Raw genomic sequence first — 23,130 nt, 5'->3', positions numbered from 1 at the left:
AGCCAGCGCGCTGAAGGAGGAAACTGAATTGGCCGCCCCCTGGGATGTTCTGGTGTCCACGAGCGTTGGTGCCGTCGCAACCATCATCGGCATCGTGGTGGGTGGCTTCGTCGGCCGCCGCAGCCAGAACCAGCAATGGCTGCGCGACACCCAGACAGCTGCCTACGGAGCCTTCCTCCAGGAGTTCACGGCGGTCGAGATCGAGTTGCGTGAGGCATACCTCGACGACCGGCCCAACAACGCCAACTGGCCACCGTTCAACGCCGCCTTGACCTCACTCAGCCTGGTCGCCACCCCCGACGTTGCCAATGCCGCCGGCGACCTGGCCGATGCGATCGGCCGCTTCGCGCTCCTGGTCGCCGACCGCGGCCCGAAGAACCGTGACAGCCTGCAGCGGATCACGGCAGAACTCGCATCCGGACAGCTCGCCTTCGTCAACGCGGCCCGCAGTTCCCTCGACGGCTCCCAGCAGCCCATCAACCGGCAGCTGGGAGGACCGCCGCCATGGCACGAGATCGAGCCCTACGTCCCCACACCACGCGCCGCTGACTGACGCCGCTCCTCAGTGCGGTGGGGCCAAAACTCGCTCCCGAAAACCGCTTCCAAGATCGCTAAGTGGGGCCGGGAATGACTCGGCCACTTCACGTCCCCGCAGCTCATCCCGGTCATGGAGAAGAACTCCCGGGCCGTGGCCACGATTCGACTAGCGCGCCTACGTCTTCCACGGCACCGTCGCCGCGGCTTCGATCCGCCTTTGGCTCAAGCCGTGATCAGCCGCATCACACGGCATCGGCCCGCCAGTACCTACGACCCCTGAACCACCGGAAAGAACCTGGGAGGCGTGCGTCACCGCCACTGGACGTCATCGCGCTGCTGGGCCGCGTCGGTCGCGGCGATCTCGGCAGAAAGAGCAGTCGTCCTCCACTTGGCCTTCGTGACACGATCTGGGTGTGACGACGTTGTTCCTGACGGTCGGCCTGCCAGGTGCCGGGAAGACCACGAGAGCTCGGCAGCTGGCCAAGGAGCACAGCGCGCTGCGGCTGACGCCGGATGAGTGGATGATCCCGCTGTTCGGCGATCCGCAGCCGGAGGGGAAGCGCGATGTGCTGGAAGGACGGCTGCTCTGGCTTGGTCTGGAGGCGCTGAGGCTGGGAACCCACGTGGTCCTGGACTTCGGATGCTGGTCTCGTGATGAGAGGTCCGCGATCCGCTGGTTGGTGACGTCTGCGGGCGCGTCCTGTCAACTTGTGTACGTGCCGGTGGACCATGAAACCCAACGTGCTCGGATCGCCCATCGCCAGTCGACCACCCCTGATCAGACCTTCGCGATGAGCGAGACGGACCTCTCGCACTGGAGGACGCTGTTCGAGGAGCCCGACGCCATGGAACTCGATGGACATGAGGTTGGGAGTCCACCTCCTGGGTGGTCAGGATGGCTGGAGTGGGCCGCCGATCGGTGGCCGTCGCTCGCGTGACTGTCCGGCCAACCTTGGTGCGGCCCACTACTGGCGCGGGAGCCTGGGGCCAGCCGTGGGCACACTTGGATAATTCGACAACGTAGCCGTGCCCGGCGCGCCGGGCACGGAAAGATCCGCCGGACAGGCTCTAGCGTCGGCCGCGCAGAAGCGATCCGAGCACCAAACCAGCGCCCAGACCGACCAGGGCGCCAGCCGATGCCCGCCATGCACGCGACGCCCCCGCAACGGGCGCGGCAGGTGGACTGGGGGCAGCCTACTTCCAGCCGCCGTGCGCTCCGAAAGCGTTGCTAGTTCTCATCGACATTTCCGAGCCCTGTGATGGCTAAGTGCTGCCCAAAACCGTCGACAAACGTTGCCAGCTCTCACCTACAGGACCAACCGTCGGTGTGCTCACCCGCGATCTGCTTGATGTCGCCGAAATTGACACCCGCGGCCTCCACCTGGACCAGAGTCTCGCCCGGCCCCGCCAACGGATCTGACACATCGGCCTCCTCCAGGACCTCCGGCCCACCGAACCTCCCGAACCGCATGGCACGCATGAATGCCCTCCTGTGAGATCACTGTTTCCAGCCCGTCTGAAGAGCTGTCCCGCACTGCTGGTCAACGGCCAAGCATGTGCGGAGTGCGGTCACCGGGCCGGGAAGCGGGTGCCTCAGGGTTCCTCTTCCAGGAGGAGCCCATTGGTCATGTAGCTGATCGTGCGGTACCAGCCGGCCAGAACGAGGGTTTCGAGCAGCTGGCCATCCTCGTAGTGCACAAAGCCAACCTTCCGGCCACTAACTACGGCCGGTGTACGGAGACAACCTCATACGGTACGAGGTCGAGCGTCGCGATCTCGAGTACTTGCTCCATGCACGCCCGCACATCGGCGTCTTCGCGCGCGGCCGCCAGATCCGCTTGCGAGCGCCACTGGTTGTAGTTGGCCACTCGAGTTCCCTCAAGACCCCGGTGAATATTGGCCTGCACATAGCCAGGCTGCTTCGGCATGACCTCCCGCGCCATGTACTGGAGCAGCTCGATGAGACGTTGCTGATTCTCGGGAGCGACAGTGAAGACATTGATGTAAGTGACCAGGTCGCCGCCCGTACTGATCTCGGTCATGCTCAATATCTCCTCGCAGGCCCTGTGAGAGATGGTGTCCTTCACAGGAAGCAACACGGATCGGCACCGCGTTTCTTCCAGGCCCTGGCACTGCCCAACGCGCGTGCCTGACAAGGAAGTTCGGACGCCATTCAGGACCTCCGGACGCCAAGCTTGGGGAGCACCGAACTGAACCCCTGTGCGCTGCGACAGTGGCCCGTCCCCATCCCGCACAGACCCGGGGCCCTGGACCGCTACCTGCGCTGGCGCACGCCAAGGCCCGCCACCCCGACGTCCTCGCCGCCCAGCGCAAGGAACACGCCTGCATCCGCAAGGAGAAGGGCATCCGCTGGGGCGGACGCCCCTCACCACAGCAGCCTGACCGCTCAACCCGGTGATCGGAAAAGGATCACCGGGCTGCTCAGCCATCGGCCACGCTTGTCGGGCCGGGAGGCGGTGGAACAGGGTTAGCCGATGTCAAGGACGTGGTACGGGCCTATGCCTGTCCCCGTGCCCGGTGCCGCTTTGCGTACGACCAGGTCACCGCGGTCATCAGGGCCGGGATGGCGAAAAGCGGGGCAAAAGCGAACCCCCAGACAGTCTGCGCCGTACCGCTCGACATGTACGTCTGGCTCTCGACGGTGAAAGCGACCATGAGTTGCCACAGTGCCACCAGGAACAGGACGCCCGAGGCGGTCCAGGCCAGCGGGGCGAGAACCCTGGGGCGCAGCGGCCTCCACCGGTCGCTGACGAGCAGCAGCGGAAACAGAGCGGCCAGCTCAGTGAGGACGGAGAGGCCGACGACGTACGCGATGCCCCAGCCCGGGATGTCGAAGACGTCGCGCAGCACTTGGTCGCTGTAGCCCACATAGACACCGGATGCCATGGCGATCCGCCACAGGCCGGAAGGGACGGCGCACAGAGCGATGGCGTGGGCGGCGAGGCGAGCCCAGACAGGCGCAGGTACGGAGGCGGGGAGAGGGGCGGTCGCTGTCGTCATGACGTACATGCTGGCCCTGGACATAGCGGCCGCGCTTCGTCCGCTACGGCGGACCGTATCCGCCCTGCGGATGAGGGCGCACCTGTTGAAGGAGGACCTGAGGCGGGCTCGATCGCCGCACGAGCTGGGTTGTCCAACCGTCCGGCGATCGAGCACATCACGACCAACCCGGTGAACGTTCGCGGTCACAACACTAGACGCCGATGTCCGCCCCGTCCTCACGCCACACGGCCACGACCGCGGGACGGACGAGCCTGCCGGGTCCGTCGGGCCAGGTGCTCGCCGGCTTCTCCACCGACGCCCCGTCGATCTCACCCGGGTGCTGCACGGCGACGAGGACGCGCCGCTCCTGGATGATCGGGCCGCAGGTCTCGGCGCCGTTCGGCACGGTCAGGAACTGCTTCAGCTCGCCGCGCCGCGCACCGCGCGTGGCGACACCGAAGAGACCGTCGTGCGAGCCGAGCTGGGCGCCGTCCGTGGAGATCCACAGGTTGCCGTACGGGTCGAAGGCCACGTTGTCCGGGCAGGAGATCGGGCTGACGTCGTCCTTCGGGAAGCCCGCGAAGTACGTCGCCGGGTCGTCCGGGTCGCCCGCGACCAGGAACAGCGACCAGGCGAACGTCGTGCTCTCCGGCCGGTTCCAGCGCTCGGTCAGCTCCAGGACGTGACCGTGCTTGTTGGCGTTGCGCGGGTTGGCCTCGTCCGCCTTGGCGTTCGTACCGACACCGCGGTTGGAGTTGTTGGTGAGGGCGACGTACACCTTGCCGGTGACCGGGCTGGGCTCGATGTCCTCGGGCCGGTCCATCTTCGTCGCGCCGACCTTGTCACCGGCGAGCCGCGTGAAGACGAACACCTCCGCGGCGGTCATGCCCGCCACGTGCGAGACGGCGCCCTTCGCGGTGGCCGTCGCCAGCGGGATCCACTCGCCGGCGCCGTCGAACTCGCCGTCCCCCGGCAGCTTGCCCGTGCCGTCGATCTCGAGGGCCGGGGAGTCGCCGGTGAGCTTGGCGACGTACAGGGTGCCCTCGTCGAGCAGCGAGAGGTTGTGCTCGCGCACGGCCCGGGAGGTGCCGTGCCTCATCCGCTTGCTGCTGACGAACTTGTAGAAGTAGTCGAAGCGCTCGTCGTCACCGGAGTAGACGACGGGACGGCCGTCGTGCGTGAGCCGGACGGTCGCGGCCTCGTGCTTGAACCGTCCGAGCGCGGTGTGCTTGCGGGGCGTGGAGGCCGGGTCGTACGGATCGAACTCGACGACGTATCCGAACCGGTGCACCTCGTTCGGCTCCTGCGCGACGTCGAACCGCTTGTCGAAGCGTTCCCACTTGCGCTCGCTGGCCCCGGTGCCGACGCCGTACCGCTTGTCCGTGGCGCGGCCGCTGTTCGCGAAGTACTGGTTGAAGTTCTCCTCGCCGTGGAGGGTGGTGCCCCACGGGGTGGTGCCGCCGGAGCAGTTGTTGAGCGTGCCGAGGACCTTGGTGCCCGTCGGGTCGGCGGAGGTTTTGAGGAGGTCGGAGCCGGCGGCGGGACCGGTGATCCGGAACTCGGTGGTGGCCGTGACCCGCCGGTTCAGCGGGTGGCGCGGGACGGCGACGAGCTTGCCGGTCCTGCGGTCCCCCTCCACGACGACGGCGGACAGCCCGTGCGCGGCCCAGGCGATCTCGACCTGCTGCCGGGTCGGGTTGGCGGCGTCGTAGCCGCGGAACATCAGGACCTCGTCGGTGTACTCGTGGTTGGCGACGAGCAGCTGCCGGTCGCGCTCCCCCGGCAGGGGCAGCAGCGCGAGGAAGTCGTTGTTGTAGCCGAACTGGCCCGCCTGGGCGGCCGGCGTCTGCTTCTCCGGGTCGAAGGCCGGCGCACCGCGCAGGATGGGCTCGCCCCAGCGGATCACGACGTTCTGGGTGTAGCCGTCCGGGACGACGACGGCGTCGGTGGTGTTCGGCGCGACACTGCTGTACCGCAGCCCACGCGCCCCCCTGCCCGGTTTCGCCGGTTTCCCGTACGACTGTGACGCCGCATCCGCATTGCCCGCCTGGTCCGCCTGCGGGGTCGCCGCCCCCGCCGGACGCGCCCCGGCGACGCTCGCCGCACCGGCGGCGCCCGCGACGGTGACGACGGCGGCGGCGCGCATCATCGAGCGGCGGCTGAGGGCCCCCGCGATGACGTCACCGACGTACTCGTTGTCGCTGGTGTTGGGCACCTCGTGGAAACAGGCGTCACCACACCGGAAACGACAGGTCATGGCGGATCGTCCGCCGGGATGCGACTGGTTCGGCGTTCCGATCAGCGGCAGCAGCTTGCGCACTTACATCTCCCCTTGCGTGCCCGTGGGTGTGGACGTGACGGTAGGGGCACGTACGTGCGGAAGCGCTGACGCCGGGTGAACGGTGGGTGAATCCCCGGCAGCCACAAGGGCGTTGGCGCGGGAGTGGGGCGGGGGCCGGCGCAGGGGTCGGCGGGTCACCGAGGCGGTGTTGACACACCCGCCTTCCGTCCACTCACCCCTCCCCAAGATCGCCACCGGGGGCCGCTAACCTTACGTGTCCGTCCTGGCCAGGGATTACGGGCATCAACTCACTCGAAGGGTTGCGCACATGGGCATTCTCACTCTCCTGCGGAACGCATTCGGCCGCTCACGCAAGACGCGCACGGCCGAGGCAGAGGGTGCGGAACGGGTTCCTTCGCAGGGAGCGCCTTCGCAGGCAGCGCCTTCGCCGGCGACCCCTTCGCCGGCGGCGGACACGAAGCAGCCGACGACCACCGAACCGACCGCTCCGGAGCCCACGGCCCAGGTGCCCGAGCCCCGCACGGCGTCCAACGACGAACACGAACTGGTCGCGGCGGCCTTCGACAAGGTGACGGTCCCGAGGCCGACCCGGTCCGGGGAGGAGCCGGAGGCGGGCACGGAGGAGCCGCCGGCGGACCGGACCGACGCGACGACGGCGGGTACGCAGGAGCCGGCACCGGTGACGCGGGAGTCCGCGGCGGAGCCGGTCACCGAGGAGCCGACGCCGACCGGGGAGCCGGTCGGGGAGACGCCGACGGCGGTTGCCGAGGAGCCGGTGACCGGGACCCGGGTGCCCGAGGAGCCGGTCAGCGAGGCGGCGGTCACCGAGGTGCCGGTCACCGAGGCGCCGGTCGCCGAGGCGCCGGTGGCGGACGAGCCGGTGGTGGAGGCCGTCACGCCGGAGGCCGAGCCCACGGTGGAGCCCGTCGCCGAGGAATCGTCCCCGCAGGGTGAGCCCGAGCCGGTCGCCGACACGCCCGCTCAGGGGGCCGAGGTCGAGACCGAGCCGGTCGCGGAGGAGGCGGCGCCGACGACTGAGGAGGCGACGCCGGAAGCCGAGACCGAGACCGAGCCGGTCGCGGAGGAGGCCACACCGGAACCGGAGGCCGACACCGAGCCGGTCGCCGAAGAGGCCACCCCGGAGTCCGAGCCCGAGGCCGTACCGGCCGCCGAGGGGTCGGCACCGGTGGCCGAGGAGACCACCCCGGAAGCCGAGCCCGCCCGGACGAGCGAGTCCGAGCTGACGGACGAGGCCGCGCCGGCCGACCAGCCCGCGGCCGCCGACCAGTCCGAGCCGGACGCGGAGTCCGAGCCGGTCGCAGCCGCCGAGGAGCCTGCGGCGGAGCCGCAGCCCGAGCCGACGGCTGAGACGTCCGCCGAGGCGGAGCCGCAGGCCGAGACCGCCGCGGAGCCCCAGCCGGAAGCAGAGCGGGAGCCGGAGCCCACCGCGGACGCGACGGCCCCGGCGGAGCCGACCGACACGGCGGACGCCGCTGAGCCCGTGGACGCCGTGGAGCCCGTGGACGCCGTGGCGCCCGCAGCCGCCGCCCCGGTGAAGTCCAGCGACCCCGCAACCACGGTCGACGCCCCCGTCCCCGCCCACCTCGCCACCGCCCACAGGGCAGCCGACGCCACCCTCGAGAAGCTGGACCTCTCCGGCGCCCGGGCCGACGTCTACCTCGTCCTGGACCGCTCCGCGTCCATGCGCCCGTACTACAAGGACGGCTCCGCGCAGGCCCTCGCCGACCAGACGCTCGCCCTCGCCGCCCGCCTCACCCCCGAGGCCGCCGAGCCCAAGGTCCACGTCGTCTTCTTCTCCACGGAGCTCGACGGCACCGCCGACCTCACGCTCACCGACCCCGAGAACAGGATCGACGAGCTGCACGCCGGCCTCGGCCGCATGGGCCGTACCAGCTACCACGCCGCCGTCGAGGCCGTCGTGGCGCACCACGAGAAGCACGGGAAGGCGGCGACCCCCCAGACCCCCGCACTCGTCGTCTTCCAGACGGACGGCGCCCCCGACGCCAAGACCCCCGCCACCCAGGCCCTCACCGACGCCGCGAAGAACCACCCCACCGTCTTCTTCTCCTTCGTCGCCTTCGGCGAGCACGACAACAAGGCCTTCGACTACCTCCGCAAGCTCAAGACCGACAACACGTCCTTCTTCCACGCGGGCCCCGCCCCCCGCGAGCTCACGGACCAGGAGCTGTACGAGGGCGTGCTCGCGACCTGGCGGCCGTAAGCCCCGGTCACCACCCGCGTCGCACCCCGCCGGGGGGTGGACGGACCCGCCGACCGGGCCCGTCCACCCCCCGAAACGCGTGTGAGTCGATCTTCGGGGGGCCAGTAGGATTTCGGGCATGGCGGCCACTGGAACCGAGAAGCAGGGTGCGAAGGCGTTCTACGTCTCGACCCCCATCTACTACGTCAACGACGCTCCTCACCTGGGCCACGCCTACACGACCGTCGCAGGGGACGTGCTCACGCGCTGGCACCGTCAGCGCGGCGAGAAGGTGTGGTACCTCACCGGCACGGACGAGCACGGTCAGAAGATCATGCGCACCGCCGACGCCAACGGAGTGACCCCGCAGGAGTGGTGCGACAAGCTCGTGGAGGAGGCCTGGAAGCCCCTCTGGGAGCACCTGGACATCGCGAACGACGACTTCATCCGCACCACGCAGCGGCGGCACACCGACCGCGTCCAGGAGTTCGTGCAGGACCTGTACGACAAGGGCGAGATCTACAAGGGCGGCTACGAGGGCCCGTACTGCGTCGGCTGCGAGGAGTACAAGCTCCCCGGCGAGCTGCTCGACGGCGAGGGTGACTTCGCGGGTCAGAAGCTCTGCCCGATCCACAAGAAGCCGGTGGAGATCCTCAGCGAGGAGAACTACTTCTTCAAGCTGAGCGAGTACGGCGAGAAGCTCCTCGCCCACTACGAGGCGAACCCCGGCTTCATCCAGCCCGAGTCCGCGCGCAACGAGGTCGTGAACTTCGTCCGGCAGGGACTCCAGGACCTCTCCATCTCCCGCTCGACCTTCGACTGGGGCATCCCGATCCCCTGGGACACCAAGCACGTGATCTACGTGTGGGTCGACGCGCTGCTGAACTACGCCACGGCGGTCGGCTACAACGAGAACCAGGAGAAGTTCGAGGCCACCTTCCCGGCCGACGTCCACCTGGTCGGCAAGGACATCCTGCGCTTCCACGCGGTGATCTGGCCCGCGATGCTGATGGCGCAGGGCCTGCCGCTGCCCGGCAGGATCGCCGCGAACGGCTGGCTGATGGTCGGCGGCGAGAAGATGTCGAAGTCGAACCTGACCGGCATCAAGCCGCAGGACCTGACCACGCACTTCGGCGTGGACGCCTACCGCTGGTACTTCCTGCGCGCGATCGCCTTCGGCCAGGACGGCTCCTTCTCCTGGGAGGACTTCTCCGCCCGGTACACGAGCGAGCTGGCGAACGACTACGGCAACCTCGCCTCCCGCGTCGCGGCCATGGTCGGCAAGTACTTCGACGGCCGGCTGCCCGAGGCCACCGCCGGCGGCGAGGCCGAGAAGGCGCTGCACGACGGCCTGGCCAGGGCGGTCGCCGAGGCCGACCGGAAGATCGGCGACGAGCTGGACTTCCAGGGCGGCATCCTGGCCGTCTTCGACTTCGTCAAGCAGGTCAACGGCTACATCACGGAGCAGGAGCCGTGGAAGGTGGCCAAGGACACCAGTGACGAGGGCAAGGCCCGTCTCGCCACCATCCTCTACACGGCCGCCGAGTCCCTCCGTGCCGTCGCCGTCCTCCTCAACCCGATCATGCCGGACACCTCCCAGCGGCTCTGGGACTCCCTGGGCGCCGAGCCGGCCCTGGGCGCACTCGCCGAACAGCGCGTGCAGGAGGCCGCCACCTGGGGCCTGCTCCCGCCCGGCTCCACGGTCACCAAGGGCGCGGTGCTCTTCCCCCGCCTGGAGGAGAAGCCGACGGCCTGACCGCCGTACACGTGACCAGGGGGCCCGGGACAACTCCCGGGCCCCCTGGTTGTCGCAGGACACGCCCGCAGCCCTCGCCGAACCCGGGCGAAGCGTGTGCCGCTCCCGGGCCCCTCGGGCGTGGGCTACTTCAGGACGCCCGCGCCCGTCGTCGTCGCCAGAGTCGTCGGCAGGTTCTTCGCCGAGGACTCCAGGCCCGTCGTGAGGGTCGGCGTCCAGTTGACCGTCGTCTTCAGGTCCTTCGACGAGGCGGCGTTGTACGCGGAGACGAGGTCGGTCACGGTGCCGTTGACGAGGTTGCCGCCGCCGGCGACCGAACCGGTGCCGTCGCCGCTGAGCAGCTTGGCGGCCTTCGCGCCGGAGGGCAGCTTCCAGTGGTTGTTCTCGGCGACGACCTGGGCCTTGGCGCGGGAGTTGATGCTGTACTGCGGCGCGTACCCGTTGAGGGTCGTGACGTCGTAGTAGTTGTTGTAGATGTGGATCTGGCCGATGCGGGCCAGCGGGGCGCGCTGGATGATGCCCTTCCACACGTTGTGGTGGATGGAGACGCGCAGCTTGCCGACGCTGTCGGTGTCGCTGCTGCCGATCAGCATCGTCTTGTCGTGGTTGGTGAACTGGTTGTGCGAGACGGTCACCAGGTCGGAGCCCTTGGTGATGTCGAGGGCGCCGTCGTGGATCTGGTACTCGCGGCCGAAGTACTTCGGGTTGGCGCTGTCGAAGTGCGGGGCGTCGGTGAACGTGTTGTGGTCCGCCCAGACGTGGGTCGCGCCGCGCAGGGTGACCGAGTCGTAGTTGGAGTTCCAGTTGCCGTCGTCGCCGTCGGTCGGGTCCCACTGCGGGAAGCAGTCCTCGGTGGCGGCGAAGGTGAGGTTGCGGACGATGACGTTGTCCACGTTCTGGATCTGGACCATGCCGCCGGAGATCCCGGCGTTGGTGCCGGGCACGCCGACGAGGGTGGTGTTGGCGGGGACCCTGAAGACGATGTTCTTCGCCTGCTTGGCCTGGGCGGCGGCGCGCGCCGTCTCCTGCGCGCCGGAGGGCAGCTTGGAGGTGCCGTAGGTGGCCGGGTCGAAGGCCTTCAGGTACGCCGACAGCGAGTAGCCGGTGCCGGACGCGTAGTCGGCGCAGGTCAGCTTCTTGCCGGAGTCGTCGGTGTTGGCATCGATCATGCCCTTGATCTTGATGATCCGGGGGGTGGTGTCGGACGCGGACCCGAGCGCCTTCACGAGCTGGGCGCGGGTCGAGACGGTGAAGGTGTGGGCGGCGTCGGCCTTCGTGCCCCCGGTCGTCCCCGTACCGGAGGACGCCCAGCCGTCCTTCGCGGCGAGCGTCTGGTGGTACAGGTCGACGGCGTCGGCGTTCGCGTTCAGCACGAACACACCAGCACCGGCCCCGGCGGCCACGACGGCGGCGGAGACGACGAGGGTGCGGCGCTTGCGGAGGGACCGACGGTGGGTGGTGGCTGCCACGGGGGAGTCCTTACGGGTGTGTCGAACGAGCCTTACGACCCGTCAGTGGGCGCCCGTGGAGGAAGAGTTGCCGCTTCGGAGGGATTTTTTTCCGCCCTCTCCCGCCGGTCTCCTCGGTTCTCCTCACCTGCGCTTGCCGGAGTTCCCGGTGGTCGGCGCCTGCCCCGGCCGGGCGTCCTCCCCGCTCAGGGCCGGCCCCCGCCGAAGCCGCCCTCCGGGGCCTCCCCCGCCGTCACCGTGGCGATCTCCCGCGCCGAGCCGAGGGCGCCCGTCGCCGCCGCGAGGCCGCCGGTGCCGTCCGGCGAGGGGACCGGGGCGCGCGTGGCGGCCACCACGTACCGGACCTCCACCAGGGTCGTGTCGTTGACGAGGTCGATGTTCTTGACCGACAGGTTCACCACCCGTCCGCCCAGCAGCACGGCGAGGTGCGCGCGCAGCGCGTCCTCGTCGGTGTGCGCGGAGTCCAGGCGCAGGGTGCGGGTGCGGTGGCGGGCGAAGAGGCGGGGGTGGTCGGCGACGTACAGCGTCAGGACGATCAGTGCGGTGAGGGTGACGGGCAGGGCCGTCGCGTCCTCGGGGATGCCGTTGAGCAGACCGATGGCGAGTACGGAGGACGTCTTTACGGTGCACCGGCACCCGGGGCGCCCGGTCACCCCGCGTCCGAGTGGCGGGCTCGACAGAACGGGGGCGTACGGTCACCCGCCGGGGCGGCGGTGCGGCCGTACGACCCCGCGGGGGTCGGTCCGAGGAGGCGGAAGGGGTCAGCCGACGGAGGGCGACGGGGACGCCCCGCCGGAGGCCGCGGCCGTGGCGGACGCGCCCGGCTGCACGGCGTCGTCGGTGCCGGTGTGGGTCGCCTCCGGGTCGACGCCCACGGTGATCGACGCCTGAACGCCCTTCGCGATGTTCTTCTTGTCGTACTTCAGCTTGAGCAGGCCGCCCTGGGTGCCGCTCTGGTCGTAGATCGTGTCCTCGGTGAGCGTGGTGCGCTCGGTGGTGCTGGTGGAGTACGGCGCCACCTCGGCGGAGGCGAGGACGGACTCCTCGTCGAAGAAGAACTGACCGGTGTGGCAGGTGTGCCCGCCCTCGTACCCGGCGTCCGTCCACGCGCCGTCGACGTGCACCTTCGTGTGGATGTGCACGCACCGGCCCCGGTACCACCCCGGGAAGACCGTCTTGAACGTGACCAGGCCCCGCTTGTCGGTCTTCCAGGTGCCACGCAGGTACCGCTCGTCGTCGGTGGGCTCCTCGTGGCCCCCGCCACCGCCGGCCCCGCCGGAGGGCGCGCCCGTCGGCGGCTCACCGGTGGGCGTACCGGTGGGTGTGCCCGAGGGGGCGTCGGCCGGCGCACCGCCGCCTCCGCCCGTGGACAGGCTCTCGTAACCGGAGTAGATGCCCAGCGCGTCGCAGTGCCAGATGTCCACGGCCACGTTCCGCAACGGCTCGCAGGTCTCGGAGTCGATGACCTTGATGCCGAGGCTGAGCGCAATCCCTTCCCTGTCCTCGGTGATGTCCTGGCGGATCTTGTCGGCGTCGATGTAGTAGGGGCCCTCGGTGGTCTCGGAGGTGAGCTTGTAGCAGACCTCGGCGGCACTGGCGCTGCCGGTCGCCGGGGCACCGGCCTTCGCCTTGCCCGTCTCCCCCGCGAACGCGCCCGCGGCCAGCGAGCCGCCCACCCCGACCGCGGCCACCGCCCCCGCACCGGTGACGACGACCTTGCGGCGCGTCAGATCCCGTTTGTGCCGGGGGCCCTGCTGGTTTTCCTTGTTTCCCGTCATGAGCGAGGAAGCTAGGAGACCGCCCTGTCAGGAGGGTGGGAAAGACCTGTGCGATCCCATGAGCCCGGCGACGGGCACCGGGGGGCAACACGTTTCCGGCCACTCTCCGAGCACTACCGCGCCCCCGCCCCGGCCGGCCGACGGGCCGCACGGGGGCGGCCCGTCGGCGGCCGGGGGCTTCTCCAGGCCCAGTGCCGTACGGGCCCGGCGCAGCTGGCGCAGTCCCTCCCGTGCCATCCGGGTGGCCTCCCCGTACTCCTCCGCCGTACGGGCCGTGGCCAGCCGGTCGCGGGCCGCCCGATGGCACTCCGCCGCGCGGATCAGCGCCCGGGCCGCCTCCTCGTCCGCGCCCGCCCAGACGCGCACGTCGGGCGGGACCAGACCGCCGCCCAGCCGTACGAGCCACTGGTTCGCCTCCACCTCCGCGTCCAGGTCGGACAGGCCCGAGGAGGGGTGGCGCCGGTGCGTCCGGCGCCGGGCCACGACGCCGACGACCGCGCCGGCGATCAGCAGCAGTGAGAGCGTGATCATGAACGCCATGGCTGGATTCCCTCCCTTGCCCCACAGGCCCCGCGGGCCCGCGCCGAACCCTGGTCGGCTCCGTCCGGTGTCCCATGAGACGACAGGCCGCTGTGGGTCCCCCTCGGGATTCCTGTGGGGCTCCGGTGAGGTTTCCCAGAGGCCCCCGGTCACCGGCCGGGGGCAGCGGGGCGGAGCCGGTGACCGGGGCCTTCCGCGCGTCAGGGCGTCGGCCTCGTCGACTTCCGCCGCGCATGGCCGCGGATAGCCGCGCAAGGCCGCGCAAGGTCGCGCATAGAAGAGGGACCTGAAATCGACGTGGATTTCAGGTCCCTCTTCAGCAGCCTTGCGAAAGGTGCCTGTCGGCCGACGCCTACTTCGGCTGCGGCTTGCGCACCGTGATGTGCAGCTCCCGCAGCCGCGCCTCCTCCAGCTCGGTCGGCGCGCCCATCATCAGGTCCTGGGCGTTGCCGTTGAGCGGGAAGGCGATCGTCTCGCGGATGTTGGGCTCGTCGGCCAGCAGCATGACGATGCGGTCGACGCCCGGCGCGATGCCACCGTGCGGCGGAGCGCCGAAGCGGAAGGCGCGCAGCATGCCGGCGAACTCCCGCTCGACGGTCTCGTTGTCGTAGCCCGCGATGTTGAAGGCCTTGAGCATGATGTCCGGCTCGTGGTTCCGGATCGCGCCGGAGGACAGCTCGACGCCGTTGCAGACGATGTCGTACTGCCAGGCCAGGATGTCCAGCGGGTCCTGGTTCTCCAGCGCCTCCATGCCGCCCTGCGGCATCGAGAAGGGGTTGTGCGAGAAGTCGATCCTGCCGGTGTCCTCGTCCTTCTCGAACATCGGGAAGTCGACGATCCAGCAGAACCGGAAGACGTTCTCCTCGAAGTGACCGGAACGCTTCGCGGCCTCGACCCGCACCGCACCCATGATCTTCGAGACCTCGTCGAACTCGCCCGCGCCGAAGAAGACCGCGTGGCCGGCGGCGAGGGAGAGCCGCTTGGTGAGCTCCGCGACGTTCTCCTCCGTCAGGAACTTCGCGATCGGGCCCGACAGCGAGCCGTCCTCGCCGACCCGCACCCACGCCAGGCCCTTGGCGCCCTGCTCGACCGCGTACTCACCGAGCTGGTCGAAGAACTTGCGGGGCTGGTCCTGGACCGCCGGCACCGGCAGCGCGCGCACGTGCTTGCCGGCGAACGCCTTGAACTCCGAGCCCTCGAAGATGTCGGTGATGTCCACCAGCTCCAGCTGGGCGCGCAGGTCCGGCTTGTCGGAGCCGTACTTCAGCATCGCCTCGCGGAACGGGATCCGCGGGAAGGGAGAGGTGACATGACGGCCGTTGCCGAACTCCTCGAACAGCTCGGTCATGAGCTTCTCGATCGGCTGGAAGACGTCCTCCTGCTCGACGAAGCTCATCTCGACGTCGAGCTGGTAGAACTCGCCCGGCGAGCGGTCGGCACGCGCGTCCTCGTCGCGGAAGCAGGGCGCGATCTGGAAGTAGCGGTCGAAGCCGGAGATCATCAGCAGCTGCTTGAACTGCTGCGGGGCCTGCGGCAGGGCGTAGAACCGGCCCGGGTGCAGACGGGACGGGACGACGAAGTCGCGGGCGCCCTCGGGGGAGGTCGCGGTCAGGATCGGCGTCGCCATCTCGTTGAAGCCGAGGTCCACCATCTTCTGACGGATGGCCGAGATGACCGCCGTCCGCAGCATGATGTTGCGGTGCATGCGCTCGCGGCGCAGGTCCAGGAAGCGGTACTCCAGGCGCCGCTCCTCGTTGACCCCGTCCTCGGTGTTGATGGTGAAGGGGAGGGGCTGGGCGGCGCCGAGCAGCTCGACCTCGGTCACCTCCACCTCGACCTCACCGGTGGGCAGGTCGGCGTTGACGTTCTCGGCGCCACGGGAGACGACCTGGCCGTCGACACGGACCGTCGACTCCTTGGTCAGCTTGTCGAGGGCCTCGTACGCGGGCGTGCCGGGACGGGCGACCAGCTGCGTGATGCCGTAGTGATCGCGCAGATCGATGAAGAGGATGCCGCCCAGGTCGCGCCGATTGTGCAGCCAGCCACTCAGCCGGACGTCGGTGCCGACGTCAGAGGCGCGGAGCTCGCCGCAGGTGTGGGACCTGTACCGATGCATCGTCGTTCATCCAGTCTTCGCGGATCGGGGGCACGTTTCACGTGAAACAACCCCAGGGTACCGGGCGGCCCAAGATCGGCTCTCCCCACTTATGCCGCCGCTGGTCTGGACGCACGAGGTCGTCGGCCGAGACGCGTACGGCCGTTGACCGAGACGTCCGAGGCCGTGATCGACGTCAGTGATCAGTGGCACGTCTCGATTACTTGTTCTTAAAGTGGGGCAATGCGCACTGGCGAGCCTCTGCCCGCCGTGGGGGAGGTCCTCGCCGCCCTCGCGACCGGCGTGTGGCATTGGAGCACCGCTACGGGGCTGGTCACGGTCGATGCCGAGGCGGCCCGGCTGCTCGGGCTGCCCGCCGAGGAGACCGTCCTCACCGAGGCCCAGACCCGGGCCCGCCTCCACCCGGTCGACTGGAACGAGATCACCGGCGTGGTCCAGCTCGCCGTGGCCGAGGGCACCCTCGCGGAGGTCCGGATCCGGATCATGGACGACCGGGGACGGGTCGTCCGGGTCGTCCGCAGCCGCTCCAAGCCGTCGTTCGATCCGGTGAAGAAGGCGTACGAGCTGATCGGGACCCTCCAGGAGGTCACCGAGCCGAGACCCGGCACCCCCGCCGGACGGACCGCCGTCACGGGCGACTGGCGGCGCTCCCGGGAGGCGTTCCTGCTGGACGCGGGCCGGGCGCTGGCGGAGGCCCGGTCCACGGAGGAGGTGCTGCGGGTCGCGGCGGCCCTGTCGATGCCGGGCTTCTCCCCGGACGGGCTGGCCGTCTTCGGGGTGGAGGGCGACCGGCTGACGATCATCGGCCACCACGGTCACCGGCCCGGTGACGAGGGCCCCTTCACCCAGATGTCCCTCCAGACGGACTACCCGGCCGCCGAGGTCGCCCGCACGGGCCGGGCCGTGTACCTCTCCTCGCCCGAGCAGTACAAGGAGCGCTACCCGCTCACCTGGCCGCTGGCCGCGCACTTCGGCCGCCAGTCCTGGGCGTTCCTGCCGCTGACGGTGGCCGGCCGCACGATGGGCGCCTGGATGGCCGCCTTCGCCTATCCGGTGGCGTTCACCCCGGACGAGCGGTCCGTCCTCACCACCGTGGCCCGCATGCTCGCCCAGGCCCTCACCCGGGCGGGTGCCGCCGAGACCCAGCGCGAGCTGACGGACGGCCTGCAACGCTCGATGCTGCCCACGCTCGGCCCCGAGATACCGGGCATGACCCTCGCCGCCCGCTACATCCCCACCGGTGGCGGCCTCCAGGTCGGCGGCGACTGGTACGACATGATCCCGCTGCCGAACAAGCGGTTCGCGCTGGTCATCGGGGACGTGCAGGGGCACGACGTGCGGGCCGCGGGCCTGATGGGCCAGCTGCGCATAGCCCTGCGGGCGTACGCCGCCGAGGGGCACCGCCCCGACGCCGTCCTCTCCCGCGCCTCCCGCTTCTTCTACGGCCTCACCCACGCCCAGGACACCGAGCGGGCCGAGCACACCGACACCTACGCCGACCTGCGGTTCGCGACCTGCCTCTACGTCGAGGTCGACCCCGTCACCGGGGTCCTGGAGACCGCCCGGGCCGGCCACCTCGACCCGGCGATCCGGATGGCCGACGGCACGGTCCTGGTCCACGACACGGCCGGTGGACTGCCGCTCGGCATCGACCCCGACTCGGACTACCCCACGACCCGCCTCATCCTGGAGCCCGGCGAGGCGCTGATGCTGTGCACCGACGGTCTGCTGGAGACCGGCGGCCACGACCTCGACAGCGGCTGGCGACGCGTCCGCAAGATCCTCGAGGCGCACGAGGGCGACCTGGAGGAGCTGGCCGACGCACTGGTCCAGGCGGTGCACGGGCCGTCGTCCCACCACACCACCGGCCCGTTCGCCGACCGGCGGGAGGACGACATCGCCGTCCTCCTCGTCTGCCGCCAGGGCCAGGGCAGCGGCCTCGGCGCCGCCGCACCCGCACGGCCGGCCGTCCGGCGCACCGTGCTCACGGTCGCGCAGGCCGAGCCCGAGCGGGTCGCCGAGGCCCGGCGCCAGGTACGCGAGCTGCTGCACGACTGGGCCTGCGACGACCAGATCGACTCGGCGGTCCTGCTGCTCTCCGAGATGCTCACCAACGTCCTCGTGCACACCGACGCCGACGCGCTGCTGCTCGCCGAGGTGACGGGCGGTTCCGGCGGACGCCGGATGCGGATCGAGGTCACCGACACCAGCGACGACCTGCCCCACAAACGACGCCCCGGCGAACTGGCCTCCTCCGGGCGCGGCCTGGTCCTCATCGAGCTGCTCGCGGACGAGTGGGGCGTGTCGCCCCGGGGCGAGGGCAAGACCATCTGGTTCGAGCTCTACGAGCCCGCCGGCTCGGGCGGGGACGGAGACGGGGACGGGCCCGGCTCCTGGCCGGGGGTGTAACGCTCCCGCAGCTCGTGCACGACCCCGAACGCCGCCGCCGTCAGCGGTACGGCGAGCAGCATGCCGAGAATCCCGGCGACCGAGGCCCCGGCCGTGATCGTCACCATCACCACCGCCGGATGCATCTGCACGGTCCGGCTCTGGATCATCGGCTGGAGCACGTGCCCCTCCAGCAACTGCACGGCGAGCACCGCACCGAGCACCCACAGCGCGATGACGAAACCGCGGTCGGCGAGCGCGACGAGCACGGCGACGGCACCGGAGATGAAGGCGCCGAGGTAGGGGATGTAGGCCCCGACGAAGACGAGCGCGCCCAGCCCGGCGGCCCCCGGGACGTCCAGGACGAGCAGCGCGACCGTGATGCACACGGCGTCGATGAACGCGATGAACGTGGTCCCCCGCATGAACCCCTCGACGGCATGGAAGGCCCGCCGCCCCATGGCCTCCATGGTGTCGGCGGTGCCGTGCGGCGCGACGGACCGCAGGGTGCCGACGGCCCGGTCGCCGTCCCGCAGGAAGAAGAAGACGAGCAGCAGCGCGAGTACGGCCATCGCGATGGTCTCGCCCACGACGCTGACGCCGCTGATGACCCCCGAGGCGGCGGTCCCGCCGAACTTCGTCAGCAGTTCCCGGGCGTTGGACGCGAGATCGTCGAGCGAGGTCCCGGCCGCCCCGAAGTGCCGGGCGAGATCCCGCGCCGCGCGCTTCAGCGAGGCGACGATCTCGTCCCCGCTGTCGACGAGCGCGACGACCACGATGTACACGGCCCCGCCGACCACCGCGAGTACCGCCACACAGGTGACACCGGCGGCGATCGACCGGTTGACCCTCGCCTTGACCAGCCGCCGGTGAAACGGCCTGAGCAGCGCCGACCCGAGCAGCGCCAGCAACACCGGCACGACCGCCGTACGGACCTCCGCGCACAACCGGATCCCGACATAGACCACACCCGAGACCAACAGGATGACGGCACACCAGGCGGCCAGTCGGCGGACGGGGTCGGGGAGCAACGGCACGCCTCCAGCGGATCACGCGCCCGGGCGCTTGTCCCGCGCGGACGGGCCACCCGGGTGACACCCTCCGCAGAATCGATGCCTCCGCTCCCTAACGGGTGAACGTACTTGCCACCGGCGCAAGTTGATCCTGCATATGCCTAGCTTCCGGGGAGGAGGTGATGCTCGATGCACGAGCAGAACGACACGCCGTCGGACGAACGGACGGGACGGCAGGACGCGATCGACATCAACGACTTCGTGTTCGCGGCCACGGGGGCGCGGGTGCGGAGACTGACCATGCCGGACGGGACGCACTGGTTCCCGGCCGTCGACGTGTGCAAGAACCTGGGGTACGCACATGTCGGATCCACTCTGCGCAACATTGCCGCAGCGACCAACTTCGCCAGTGCCGAGAGTGTGCTCCAGAAGCACAGTCTCAGCATTCCCGCAGGTCGAGAGTGGCGACGAGACATGAACCTCGTGAATCTCCCAGGCCTGGTCCGCCTGGTCAACGCCTGCACGAAACCCGAATCCCAACCCTTCAAGGCCTGGGTCTCCGAGGTCATCGCCACCATCCAGCGCGACGGCTCCTACGCCCTCGAACCCGCCCCCGTACAACCCGCCCCCAGCGGCGGCACCGCCTACGCCATGCCCCGGCAGGTCGCCGACGCCATCGTGCGGCTCGAGGAGCGGAACATCCGGGCCGACGAGATGCTGCTGGCCTTCCGGCAGGAGCACAACGACCTCCTGCGGGAGATCAGCCGCAGCCAGACCGCGATGGCGGAGGCGCTGCGCGACATCGCCACCGCCCTCAGGCAGCCCGGCGCCCCCGACCAGGAGTTGACGCCCCAGCAGCTCCTCGCCACCTGGAAGGCGAGGCACCTCGTCGTCACGGACGACGTCCACGCGGTCGCGGCCTACCTGGCTCCGGCTCTGGTGCGTGGCGAGGCCCGTTACCGCGTGGAGGAGATCGCGAACCGTACGGGACTGCCGCAGGACCGCGTGCACGACTGTCTGCGCATGCTGCTCAAGCGCGGCTGTGTGCGACAGACCGGGTGCGCTCCCGACGGCGCACCCGTCTACGTGCTGCCGTAGCGCCCCCCGACGCAAACAGGCCCGAAGCCGCACCAGAGGCGGCTTCGGGCCTTGTCGTACCGTACCGGAAATCAGACGGCCTGCGGTCCGCTCTCCGTCATCCCGTGCACCGCCGGGATGGTGCCGAGGCGGCCCTTCTGGAAGTCCTCGAAGGCCTGCATGAGTTCGTCCTTGGTGTTCATGACGAACGGCCCGTAGTGGACCATGGGCTCGCGGATCGGGCGGCCGCCGAGGAGGACGACCTCGAGGTCGGGGGTGTGCGAGTCCTGCCGCTCGTCGGCGCGGACGGTCAGCGACGAGCCCGCGCCGAAGACCGCCGTCTGGCCCAGGTGGATCGGGCGGCGCTCCGCGCCGACCGCGCCCTTGCCCGCCAGGACGTACGCGAGCCCGTTGAAGTCCTCGCGCCACGGCAGGGTGATCTCCGCACCCGGCGCCAGCGTCGCGTGGATCATCGTGATCGGCGTGTGCGTGATGCCGGGGCCCGCGTGGCCGTCCAGTTCGCCCGCGATGACGCGCAGGAGCGCGCCGCCGTCGGGCGAGGTCAGCAGCTGGACGTTGCCGCCGCGGATGTCCTGGTAGCGCGGGGCCATCATCTTGTCCTCGGCCGGCAGGTTCACCCACAGCTGGAGGCCGTGGAAGAGGCCACCGGACATGACGAGGTGCTCCGGCGGCGCCTCGATGTGGAGGAGGCCCGCGCCGGCCGTCATCCACTGGGTGTCGCCGTTGGTGATGGTGCCGCCCCCACCGTTGCTGTCCTGGTGGTCGAAGATGCCGTCGATGATGTAGGTGACGGTCTCGAAGCCCCGGTGCGGATGCCACGGGGTGCCCTTCGGCTCGCCCGGCGCGTAGTCCACCTCGCCCATCTGGTCCATCATGATGAACGGGTCGAGGTGGCGGTAGTGGATCCCGGCGAACGCCCGGCGCACCGGGAAGCCCTCGCCCTCGAAACCGCTCGGCGCGGTCGTGACGGCGAGCACGGGACGTGCCACGGCGTCGGCCGGTGCGGTCACGCGGGGCAGCGTCAGCGGGTTCTCGACGGTCACTGCAGGCATGTCGGTACCTCCTTGGGCGACGTACGTCCCAGTTTAGTTGAGCGTTGAACTTCCTGCCACCCAGAACGACGAAAGCCCGGAGGACATTCCCTCCGGGCTCCACCGCCTGACGACCCGCTCAGACGGTCAGATGACGTGGAATCTGCGACGTGGGATCTTCGGTCGCCGGACAGCCGTCAGCCGTACATCCGGCGCATCGCGAAGTCGACCATCTGCTCGACCGCCTTGGCGTCGAAGACCATCCGGTGCTCGCCCTCCATGTCGAGGACGAAGCCGTAGCCGGTGGGCAGCAGGTCGAGCACCTCGGCTCCCGTGATCACGAAGTACTTGGACTCCTTGCCCGCGTACCGGCGCAGCTCCTTGAGCGTGGTGAACATCGGGATCACCGGCTGCTGGGTGTTGTGCAGGGCGAGGAAGCCGGGGTTGTCGCCGCGCGGGCAGTAGACCTTCGAGGTCGCGAAGACCTGCTGGAAGTCCTCGGCGGCCATCTGTCCGGTCGTGAAGGCCCGCACCGCGTCCGCGAGCGAGGGCGGGGACGGCTCGGGGTACAGGGGCGGCTGCTGTCCGTATCCGCCGCCCATGGGCTGCTGCGGCGGGGCGTACTGCTGCTGAGCGCCGACGTTCTGGTCGTAGCCGTACATGGGCGCAAGCGTACCGAGCGCGCTGCGCGGGCGGGACGTCACGGGGGCCGACGGGGCACATGGGTACTTCACAGGCTTGTCCCTGGAATCCCACAGTGGACGCCCATAGCGTCCACTCGTCGAAGAACGCGCCATGGAACGGCCCAGCGCGGACCGCCACAGCACGGACGCGGGGCACCACACCGAGCGGACCACCACGGCGAGCGGACCACACCGCGAGCGGACCACCACAGCAAGGGGTACAGCGATGCCGCACCACCACCACGACGAAGACCACGAGCACGAGCACGACAGAGGGCTCTCCTACGACCTCCCGGTGCTCGCCCGGCGCCGGATGATCCGGCTGCTGGCGGGGGCGAGCCTGGTCCCGCTGGTGGGCTGTTCCGGCTCCGGGGAGGACACCGCGTCCGCCTCCTCGTCCACCTCGTCGGGCGCCGCCTCCGCGTCGTCCGGCGGTTCGTCCTCCTCGAGGGCGGAGTGCGCGACGATCCCGGACGAGACCGCCGGCCCCTACCCCGGCGACGGCTCGAACGGTGTGAACGTCCTGAAGGAGAGCGGTGTCGTCCGCAGCGACATCACCGCCGGCTTCGGCGACTCCGCGGGCGGCACCGCCGAGGGCGTCCCGCTGACCATCACGCTCACGGTCGTGGACGCCGCCTCCGGCTGCGGCACCCCGAAGAAGGGCGCCGCCGTCTACCTCTGGCACTGCGACCGGGACGGCAACTACTCCCTCTACTCCGAGGGCGTCACGGAGGAGAACTACCTGCGGGGCGTGCAGGAGACCGACGACAAGGGCCAGGTCACCTTCAAGAGCATCTTCCCGGCCTGCTACTCAGGCCGCTGGCCGCACATCCACTTCGAGGTGTACGGCAGCCTGGACGACGCCACGGCGGCCACGTCCATCACCAACACCTCGCAGCTCGCGCTGCCGAAGGACGTCTGCGACACGGTGTACGCCACGGACGGCTACAGCCAGAGCGTGACCAACCTCGGCCGGCTCTCCCTGGAGACGGACAACATCTTCAGCGACGGCCACGACCAGCAGCTGGCCAGGGTGACGGGCAGCGTCGACAAGGGCTACACGGCGACCCTCACGGTGCCCGTCTGACGCGTCACACCTTCCGGATCGGGGTTGCGACTTATTACCGACGGGTAGCATCATCGGAGCTACTTGTTGGTACGTGAACTAGAGCGAGGATCCAGTGCCTCGCCGATC

Annotated in this window: 19 protein-coding genes; 7 read left to right on the top strand and 12 right to left on the bottom strand. The window is 70.1% G+C overall.

Annotation, left to right across the window (positions count from 1 at the left end):
- The first annotated feature begins 28 nt into the window (after positions 1-28).
- Together ACF1A1_RS06165 and ACF1A1_RS06160 are read left to right on the top strand one after the other, a co-directional pair.
- Positions 29-553 (top strand): hypothetical protein, encoded by a 525-nt coding sequence (locus ACF1A1_RS06165; RefSeq protein WP_391645940.1) that lies wholly within the window; start codon positions 29-31, stop codon positions 551-553.
- 397 nt (positions 554-950) lie between these two features.
- The gene (locus tag ACF1A1_RS06160; protein ID WP_391645939.1) at positions 951-1,475 is read left to right on the top strand and encodes an AAA family ATPase; all 525 of its coding nucleotides are present in this window, start codon (positions 951-953) and stop codon (positions 1,473-1,475) included.
- 365 nt (positions 1,476-1,840) lie between these two features.
- Here the strand turns inward: ACF1A1_RS06160 and ACF1A1_RS06155 are convergent, their stop codons facing one another.
- The 4 genes from ACF1A1_RS06155 to ACF1A1_RS06140 form a co-directional block, all read right to left on the bottom strand.
- A complete protein-coding gene (locus ACF1A1_RS06155) occupies positions 1,841-2,017 on the bottom strand; it encodes a hypothetical protein (protein ID WP_391645937.1) in 177 nt (58 codons plus the stop codon).
- A gap of 241 nt (positions 2,018-2,258) precedes the next feature.
- The gene (locus ACF1A1_RS06150) at positions 2,259-2,579 is read right to left on the bottom strand and encodes an antibiotic biosynthesis monooxygenase (RefSeq protein WP_031117185.1); all 321 of its coding nucleotides are present in this window, start codon (positions 2,577-2,579) and stop codon (positions 2,259-2,261) included.
- 475 nt (positions 2,580-3,054) lie between these two features.
- On the bottom strand, positions 3,055-3,567 hold the full coding sequence (locus ACF1A1_RS06145; RefSeq protein ID WP_391646393.1) for a hypothetical protein: 513 nt from the start codon (positions 3,565-3,567) through the stop codon (positions 3,055-3,057).
- Positions 3,568-3,751: 184 nt separating this feature from the next.
- Positions 3,752-5,860, bottom strand: coding sequence for a PhoX family protein (locus ACF1A1_RS06140; protein ID WP_391645935.1), 2,109 nt, complete (start codon positions 5,858-5,860; stop codon positions 3,752-3,754).
- A 487-nt stretch (positions 5,861-6,347) separates the two neighbouring features.
- Here ACF1A1_RS06140 and ACF1A1_RS06135 point away from each other — a divergent pair, with 487 nt between their 5' ends.
- Both ACF1A1_RS06135 and metG read left to right on the top strand, forming a co-directional pair.
- Complete coding sequence (locus tag ACF1A1_RS06135) at positions 6,348-8,084, top strand: VWA domain-containing protein (protein WP_391645933.1); 1,737 nt, start codon at positions 6,348-6,350, stop codon at positions 8,082-8,084.
- A 118-nt stretch (positions 8,085-8,202) separates the two neighbouring features.
- Positions 8,203-9,819 carry a methionine--tRNA ligase gene (gene metG, locus ACF1A1_RS06130; protein WP_391645931.1) on the top strand — a complete coding sequence of 539 codons (1,617 nt, stop codon included), beginning with the start codon at positions 8,203-8,205 and terminating at the stop codon, positions 9,817-9,819.
- 125 nt (positions 9,820-9,944) lie between these two features.
- Here metG and ACF1A1_RS06125 read toward each other — a convergent pair whose 3' ends face one another.
- The 5 genes from ACF1A1_RS06125 to aspS form a co-directional block, all read right to left on the bottom strand.
- The gene (locus tag ACF1A1_RS06125; RefSeq protein ID WP_391645929.1) at positions 9,945-11,288 is read right to left on the bottom strand and encodes a polysaccharide lyase family 1 protein; all 1,344 of its coding nucleotides are present in this window, start codon (positions 11,286-11,288) and stop codon (positions 9,945-9,947) included.
- Positions 11,289-11,473: 185 nt separating this feature from the next.
- Positions 11,474-11,941, bottom strand: coding sequence for a DUF4956 domain-containing protein (locus tag ACF1A1_RS06120; RefSeq protein WP_391645927.1), 468 nt, complete (start codon positions 11,939-11,941; stop codon positions 11,474-11,476).
- Positions 11,942-12,049: 108 nt separating this feature from the next.
- A complete protein-coding gene (locus ACF1A1_RS06115; RefSeq protein WP_391645926.1) occupies positions 12,050-13,066 on the bottom strand; it encodes an intradiol ring-cleavage dioxygenase in 1,017 nt (338 codons plus the stop codon).
- 27 nt (positions 13,067-13,093) lie between these two features.
- Positions 13,094-13,606: a hypothetical protein gene (locus ACF1A1_RS06110; RefSeq protein WP_391645924.1), complete on the bottom strand. Its 513-nt coding sequence runs from the start codon at positions 13,604-13,606 to the stop codon at positions 13,094-13,096.
- 352 nt (positions 13,607-13,958) lie between these two features.
- Entirely contained in the window at positions 13,959-15,722 is a 1,764-nt protein-coding gene (gene aspS / locus ACF1A1_RS06105) for an aspartate--tRNA ligase (protein WP_391645922.1), read from the bottom strand.
- Between the two features lie 222 nt (positions 15,723-15,944).
- On the opposite strand from aspS, the gene ACF1A1_RS06100 reads away from it, so the two are divergent.
- Positions 15,945-18,131: a SpoIIE family protein phosphatase gene (locus ACF1A1_RS06100; RefSeq protein WP_391645920.1), complete on the top strand. Its 2,187-nt coding sequence runs from the start codon at positions 15,945-15,947 to the stop codon at positions 18,129-18,131.
- Here ACF1A1_RS06100 and ACF1A1_RS06095 read toward each other — a convergent pair.
- A complete protein-coding gene (locus tag ACF1A1_RS06095; protein WP_391645918.1) occupies positions 18,065-19,147 on the bottom strand; it encodes an AI-2E family transporter in 1,083 nt (360 codons plus the stop codon). The two genes, ACF1A1_RS06100 and ACF1A1_RS06095, sit on opposite strands and share 67 nt — an antisense overlap.
- A gap of 165 nt (positions 19,148-19,312) precedes the next feature.
- On the opposite strand from ACF1A1_RS06095, the gene ACF1A1_RS06090 reads away from it, so the two are divergent.
- Entirely contained in the window at positions 19,313-20,221 is a 909-nt protein-coding gene (locus ACF1A1_RS06090; RefSeq protein ID WP_391645916.1) for a BRO family protein, read from the top strand.
- 71 nt (positions 20,222-20,292) lie between these two features.
- Here ACF1A1_RS06090 and ACF1A1_RS06085 read toward each other — a convergent pair whose 3' ends face one another.
- Positions 20,293-21,273 carry a pirin family protein gene (locus tag ACF1A1_RS06085; RefSeq protein WP_391645914.1) on the bottom strand — a complete coding sequence of 327 codons (981 nt, stop codon included), beginning with the start codon at positions 21,271-21,273 and terminating at the stop codon, positions 20,293-20,295.
- A gap of 176 nt (positions 21,274-21,449) precedes the next feature.
- Positions 21,450-21,914, bottom strand: coding sequence for an SseB family protein (locus tag ACF1A1_RS06080; RefSeq protein WP_391645912.1), 465 nt, complete (start codon positions 21,912-21,914; stop codon positions 21,450-21,452).
- Positions 21,915-22,161: 247 nt separating this feature from the next.
- On the opposite strand from ACF1A1_RS06080, the gene ACF1A1_RS06075 reads away from it, so the two are divergent.
- On the top strand, positions 22,162-23,022 hold the full coding sequence (locus ACF1A1_RS06075) for an intradiol ring-cleavage dioxygenase (RefSeq protein WP_391645910.1): 861 nt from the start codon (positions 22,162-22,164) through the stop codon (positions 23,020-23,022).
- Positions 23,023-23,130: the final 108 nt, after the last annotated feature.

Origin of the sequence: Streptomyces sp. NPDC014995 (assembly GCF_043080745.1) — a bacterium.
GTDB lineage: Bacteria > Actinomycetota > Actinomycetes > Streptomycetales > Streptomycetaceae > Streptomyces.
Note: the sequence above shows the minus strand (reverse complement) of the source record. Positions and strands in the feature narration are given on the sequence as shown.

What these genes read in the sequence shown, in the direction of transcription:
- ACF1A1_RS06090 (WP_391645916.1), top strand. Translation starts at nt 19,313, where the DNA reads ATGCACGAGCAGAACGACACGCCGTCGGACGAACGGACGGGACGGCAG.
- ACF1A1_RS06150 (WP_031117185.1), bottom strand. Translation starts at nt 2,579, where the DNA reads ATGACCGAGATCAGTACGGGCGGCGACCTGGTCACTTACATCAATGTC.
- ACF1A1_RS06080 (WP_391645912.1), bottom strand. Translation starts at nt 21,914, where the DNA reads ATGTACGGCTACGACCAGAACGTCGGCGCTCAGCAGCAGTACGCCCCG.
- ACF1A1_RS06145 (WP_391646393.1), bottom strand. Translation starts at nt 3,567, where the DNA reads ATGTACGTCATGACGACAGCGACCGCCCCTCTCCCCGCCTCCGTACCT.
- ACF1A1_RS06115 (WP_391645926.1), bottom strand. Translation starts at nt 13,066, where the DNA reads ATGACGGGAAACAAGGAAAACCAGCAGGGCCCCCGGCACAAACGGGAT.
- ACF1A1_RS06155 (WP_391645937.1), bottom strand. Translation starts at nt 2,017, where the DNA reads ATGCGTGCCATGCGGTTCGGGAGGTTCGGTGGGCCGGAGGTCCTGGAG.
- ACF1A1_RS06110 (WP_391645924.1), bottom strand. Translation starts at nt 13,606, where the DNA reads ATGGCGTTCATGATCACGCTCTCACTGCTGCTGATCGCCGGCGCGGTC.
- ACF1A1_RS06085 (WP_391645914.1), bottom strand. Translation starts at nt 21,273, where the DNA reads ATGCCTGCAGTGACCGTCGAGAACCCGCTGACGCTGCCCCGCGTGACC.
- ACF1A1_RS06075 (WP_391645910.1), top strand. Translation starts at nt 22,162, where the DNA reads ATGCCGCACCACCACCACGACGAAGACCACGAGCACGAGCACGACAGA.
- ACF1A1_RS06100 (WP_391645920.1), top strand. Translation starts at nt 15,945, where the DNA reads ATGCGCACTGGCGAGCCTCTGCCCGCCGTGGGGGAGGTCCTCGCCGCC.
- metG (WP_391645931.1), top strand. Translation starts at nt 8,203, where the DNA reads ATGGCGGCCACTGGAACCGAGAAGCAGGGTGCGAAGGCGTTCTACGTC.
- aspS (WP_391645922.1), bottom strand. Translation starts at nt 15,722, where the DNA reads ATGCATCGGTACAGGTCCCACACCTGCGGCGAGCTCCGCGCCTCTGAC.